The following is a 5,590-nucleotide window of genomic DNA, read 5'->3' on the forward strand; positions in this document are numbered from 1 at the left end:
GGTGCACATCCACCCCGTCCAGCCAGTCGCCTTCCAGGCGCACGGGCTGGCCCAGCAGCCAGGACAGGCGCTCGGCCACCGGGCGCATGGAATAGGCCGGGTCAAAGCCGCCCTCTTTGGGCCTGCCCAGGTGCGACATGAGAAGCACCGCGGCCCCGGCAGCCAGGGCCTGGCGGATGGTAGGCAGGGCGGCCCGCAGGCGGGCGTCGCTGGCCACGCGGCCATCCTTCAGCGGGGTGTTCAGGTCCATGCGGATAAGCACCCGCCGGCCCATAAGCTTCTGATCGGACATAGTCTTGACGTGCATGTTCGTCTCCCTCTCGCGTTCGGGGTTGGCTGCCATTGGGGCCAGGCTATTTGTGTGCTTTGTGTTCGCAGAGCATTTGCCTGGCCACCTCAGTCACACGCTCGGCGGTGATGCCGAAGTGGTCAAAGAGCACCTCGCCAGGTGCAGATTCGCCGAAGCAGTCCAAGCCGATGACGCGCCCGTGCGAATTGACGTACTTGTACCAGCCAGCGGTCGTGCCGGCCTCCACCGCCACCATGACCGGCACGCCTGGGGGCAGCACTGCTGCCCGGTAGCGCTTGGGCTGAACGTCAAAGACCTCCAGACAGGGCATGGAGACAACCCGCACGCGGTGGCCCTCGGCCTCCAGCATCTTTGCTGCGGCGACAGCAAGCTCGACCTCGGACCCCGTGGCTATGATCAGCGCATCAGGATGGTTGGCGCCTTCGTGCAGCACGTAGCCCCCCCGGTGGATGTTTCCCAGAATCTTGGCCGAACGCGGCTGGTGCTGCAGGTTCTGGCGCGAGCAGATGATGGCGCAGGGGCCGCTTGTGCGCTCCACGGCGCAGGTCCAGGCGACGGCCGTCTCCACGGCGTCGCAGGGCCGCCAGACGTTCATGTTCGGGATGAGCCGGAGCGAGGCCACATGTTCCACTGGCTGGTGGGTGGGGCCGTCCTCGCCCACGCCAATGGAGTCGTGGGTAAGCACGTGGATGGTGCGCAGGCCCATAAGCGCCGACATACGCAGGGCGCTGCGTGAATAGTCTGAGAATACCAGAAAGGTGCCGCCGTAGGGGATGAACCCGCCGTGCAGCGCCATGCCATTCATCATGGAGGCCATGGCGAACTCGCGCACGCCATAGTTGAGATAATTGCCGTGCCAGGCCTCAGGAAAAACCGGCACCGAGCCGGACCAGCGGGTCAGGTTGGACGAGGCCAGGTCGGCCGAGCCGCCGAAAAGCTCCGGGAGCATGGCCGCCAGGCCCTCAATGGCATTTTGCGAGGCCTTGCGCGTGGCCAGATTGGCCGCATTATTGTTCACGGCGTCCACAAAGGCCTCCACGCGTTGCTGGAAGTCCGCAGGCAAGCTGCCGCCCACGCGCCGGGAAAACTCGCCCGCTAAGTCTGGATGCTTGAGGGAGTAACGCACGAACAGATTTTGCCAAGCGTCCTCGGCCTGATGTCCGCGCTTTGTTGCGTCCCAGGCCTGGTAGACGTCCTGAGGCACCTCGAAAGGCTCGTGGGGCCAGTCCATATGCTCCCTCGCGCAGGCGATCTCGGTCTCGCCCAGGGGCGAGCCGTGGCACTTGGAACTACCGCAGATGTTCGGCGCGCCCTGGCCTATGACCGTCTTGCAGATGATCAGGCTCGGCCTGTCCGTGACGCTTTTGGCCTCGCGGATGGCCTTTTTGATCTTCCGGGCGTCGTGGCCGTCCACTCCGGGTACAACATGCCAGCCGTAAGCTTCGAAGCGCTGCGCGGAGTTGTCGGCGAACCAGCCATCCACGCAGCCGTCGATGGAGATGTTGTTGTCGTCGTAGAAGGCAACAAGCTTGCCGAGCTTGAGCGTCCCGGCCAGGGAGCAGGCTTCGTGCGAGAGGCCTTCCATCATGCAGCCGTCGCCCATGAAGGCATATGTATGATGGTTGACGACCTCAAAGCCGCGCCTGTTGAACTGGGCGGCCAGGACCTTCTCGGCCACGGCCATGCCTACGGCGCAGGCGATGCCCTGGCCGAGTGGGCCGGAGGCTGACTCCACACCCGGCGTGACACGGTATTCGGGGTGCCCAGGCGTGCGCGACTTGAGTTGGCGGAAGCTCTTCAAATCCTCGATGCCCAGGTCGTACCCGGTGAGGTGCAGGATGGCGTAGAGAAGCATGGAGCCGTGTCCGTTGGAGAGCACGAAGCGGTCGCGGTTCGGCCAGTCCGGGTTGGCCGGATTATGGCGCATGAAATCGTTAAACAGCACCTCGGCGATGTCGGCCATGCCGAGCGGCGCTCCCGGATGCCCGGAGTTGGCCTTCTGGACGGCGTCGATGGTCAGGGCGCGCACGGCGTTGGCAAGCTTCTTTCGGTCGGGCATGGCGTCCTCGCTCGTTTGCTGCGGTTTACAAAAGCTGCGCGTAGAGGCGTTCGTAATACGAACAGACGCGCAGGGCCGGGCCGGAAGGAATACCGCACTGCTTGAGTCGGCAGAAGACGTGCAGCGGATTGAGCAGGTGGCGAAGTGACTCTTTCATGGTGACCTCCTTGAAACATGTGTCGTTTCCGGTAGATCAAGTCCCATGCCAGAGAGGGCGAGGTCGTCAGCCACAGGGAATGTCCAGTGAATCAGCCATGATGCTTGGCGTGGTCAGGCGTAGGCGCAGGCGCAGTTGTGCCACAGGTGTCCCAGATGCGAGACAGCAGCGCGTCCCGCTGGGCCGGATGTGACACAGGTGCGGGGTCTAGCGGTTGAAGAAGTTGAGGTAGGAGAGCAGGTCGTTGAGCTCGTCGGAGGGAAGAGCCGAGCCGATGAGCACGCCGGAGATCCAACCCGCGTTGTGCGGACGGCGGGAAGCGCTGCGGATCAGGCTGCCGATGGCCTTGGGCGTGCGGAGGGTAAGAAGGCGTCGGGACATCTGCAGGGCGTCGCCGATCTCGCGCCAGAGCAGGCCAGGATAGGACACCAAGCCGTCGGCGCTGGTATTGCCCGCGCGGCAGGCCTGCACCAGTACCTCCGCGGCGATGCGCGCCGAGATAAGCGCATTGGCCACTCCCTCGGTGCTGCACGGGGTGGCAAGCCCAGCCGCGTCGCCCACCAGCAGGAAACCCTCGCCGTGGATCTCGCGCAGGGTATTGCCCACGGGCAGGATGCGCACCTGTGTCTTGCCCATCTGTTCGGCAAAGGCGAAGCGTTCCTTCAGTGTGGGCGAGGCCAGGGCCTGGTCCAGCACCTCCTCCAAGCGTGGACGCTTATCTTTCCAGGCCTCCAGCGGCAGGGCCAGGCCCACGTTGGTCTGGCTGGTGCGGGTGGGGTGCAGCCACAGGTAGCCGGGTAGGGCTCGCTCCGGGAAGTGGACCTCCATGTGGCCGCGCAGGCCGATGACTTGGCGGTAGTATGCCTGGGCGGCGATGATTCGATATTCCTGGTAGTGCGGCATGTGCATGCGGCGCGCGACAAAGGAGTTCGCCCCGTCTGCGCCGACCAGCACGTGTGCCGTGAAGCTCTCCATACGCCCGCCGCCCCGGTCTACGGTGACGCCGCAGGCTCGGCCATTCTGTACGATGATGTCTGTGGCTCGGCACCAGTCCATGACCGTGACGTTCTCCATCTCCCGGGCGGCCTGGAAAAGCATCTCGTCAAAGAGCACGCGACGGCAGATCATGCCTGTGGCGCGGGCCTGGCTGTCGATCTTGAGCACAGGAACAGTGACTGAGGCCCCGTCGGGGGCATAAAAGCTGATTTCCCGGACAGGGACGTGATCCAGGGCTAGCAGACGGTCCTCCAGCCCCAGGTCGCGAATGCTGGCGATGACAGCCGAGGACAGAGAGTCACTGCAGACCTTGTCCCGGGGGAAAGGCCGGGCATCGATGAGCAGTATCCTGCTCCCCGTGCGTCCAGCGTAGAGCGCTGTGCCGCTTCCCGCCGGTCCGGCGCCGATGATGATTGCGTCAAAGTCGGGCATTGGTCTCCGCCGGACAGGGTCCAAATGGAACGTGTGGGCACTGCAAGGGCCCAAGCAGGCAATCACTCCCCTACTGTATTCTGGGCGCGTTCGTCCAGAAGTGAAGGCACTGACCTCATGCAAGCCACATGCCTTCTGGTCGGTGAGGTGGGCAAGTGGCCTCCGCTGAAGGGGCCATGCCAGCAAGGAATAGGAGCATCCCAACAGGCCATTGTTCAGGCTCGAAAGCACGCAGCAGAAATGACGTGCGGAGTTAATTTTTGTATTTTCCGGCACTCATGCATCCCTGAGCCAAAGCGAAAACGTTGCTCCCCCTCGCCGTCGCACGAATTATCTGCACGGCGCGCCAAGCGCTGGGGTCAAGCGAAAGCGCGTCTGCGCGTGCTTGACGCCGGTGCCGCGCGCCGTACCGTGCCCTGGACGGCGTGGGGGAGCGCACCGCGCTGCCTTCCAGTGCGCGCACTGGCCTGCGCACCATGACCGCGCACTGACGCGCGCACTCCCGACAGCCGATCTGACTCGCGAAGCCACTGATGGCGTCCGGTTTTGCTGCCGCATTGAAGTGGCAGCAAAACCGGACGGAAAAGATGCTTTGGCGCTCTGTGTTCGCTGGCTGAAGTGCCTCTCGGCCCACCGTCTGTATCGCGCTTGACTTCAGGAATCCCAACATGGTGTCCTTACCATACGGTTTCCTCTCCCCCCTCGTCTGCGTCGCTGACGCCAGACACCGACGATACCGGCTCTGACTGGAATCGCGGCACCTGAGAAACCAGCCTGCTGGGTGCTCCATTGATGCACCCGGAAAACCTGAGACCGCCCGTCTCCAAACTCTTCTTGCAAGGAGAACAAGAAGGACAAGGGCAAAAGTGGGAGCTGCCACCCACCCGGACCGCAAGGTTCGAAATCCTGGACTGAGCACCAGGGCGCGGCGAACGCTGCAGAAAGGCATGTTGCTCAACAAACAAGCTCATGGCGCCACGAACATCAACCCTGAAAGGAATGTCATGCGACACCGCTGGCCAAAGTCTCTGCACTCACAACTTGAAGCTATCCTCAACGGTGTCAAGGCTGTCGGGAAAAAGAAGTCTGAGACGGACTCGCGCAATATCCGCGGGCTCGGCACTTGGCGCGTCTATCGTGAGGATGCGCACCGCCTTGTCCGCTTTTTGCTGCGCGGTCATTTTGCGGATCTGCGCGACTTTGGGCGCCTCCGCCGCTTTGTGCGCGCCTACCTCGTCATGCGGCGCCGGGCGCTTCGCGTGAACGGCGGGTCATATCAGACATATGAGAGGGAGACCCAGGCGCTTGGCAAGCTCTCTGACGCAATGCTGGTGTATGCCGACAGACACAAGTTTGCCCTTGGCGACGGCTTCAGGGACATCCTCGCGACAGAGAAGTCCCTGGCCAAGGAGACTCTGCTGGCGCGCTCGTCCACGTATGGCAACCGCGCCTACCCTGACCCGGATGGCCTCATTGCGGCCATGGCCAACCCGGTGCATCAGCTCCAGGCGCGGCTCCAGGCTGAGAGCGGATGCAGGGCCGAAGGGGTTGGCGCCCCATCGCGCGGCAGCAACCCCCTGACCCAGGCGAATCTGCGCGGCATCGTCACGGACCCAGTCAACGGGCAGGAGGTCGG

The 5,590-nt window shown here is 63.7% G+C and carries 5 protein-coding genes; 1 reads left to right on the plus strand and 4 read right to left on the minus strand.

The features are described 5' to 3' along the window. The 4 genes from pgk to Q8O35_RS11190 all read right to left on the minus strand — a co-directional run. A partial coding sequence (pgk, locus tag Q8O35_RS11175) for a phosphoglycerate kinase (RefSeq protein ID WP_305573290.1) occupies nucleotides 1-307 on the minus strand: 307 nt, incomplete at its 3' end. A gap of 46 nt (nucleotides 308-353) precedes the next feature. Next, on the minus strand, nucleotides 354-2,369 hold the full coding sequence (gene tkt, locus Q8O35_RS11180) for a transketolase (protein WP_305573292.1): 2,016 nt from the start codon (nucleotides 2,367-2,369) through the stop codon (nucleotides 354-356). A gap of 25 nt (nucleotides 2,370-2,394) precedes the next feature. After that, nucleotides 2,395-2,526, minus strand: coding sequence for a hypothetical protein (locus tag Q8O35_RS11185; RefSeq protein ID WP_305573294.1), 132 nt, complete (start codon nucleotides 2,524-2,526; stop codon nucleotides 2,395-2,397). Nucleotides 2,527-2,733: 207 nt separating this feature from the next. After that, nucleotides 2,734-3,954, minus strand: a complete 1,221-nt coding sequence (locus tag Q8O35_RS11190) for an NAD(P)/FAD-dependent oxidoreductase (RefSeq protein WP_305573296.1) — start codon at nucleotides 3,952-3,954, stop codon at nucleotides 2,734-2,736. A 1,004-nt stretch (nucleotides 3,955-4,958) separates the two neighbouring features. On the opposite strand from Q8O35_RS11190, the gene Q8O35_RS11195 reads away from it, so the two are divergent. Next, nucleotides 4,959-5,590, plus strand: a 632-nt coding sequence (locus Q8O35_RS11195) for a hypothetical protein (protein WP_305573298.1), incomplete at its 3' end; no start/stop codon positions are given.

This window comes from Humidesulfovibrio sp., assembly GCF_030689645.1.
In the GTDB taxonomy this organism is placed as follows: Bacteria; Desulfobacterota; Desulfovibrionia; order Desulfovibrionales; family Desulfovibrionaceae; genus Humidesulfovibrio.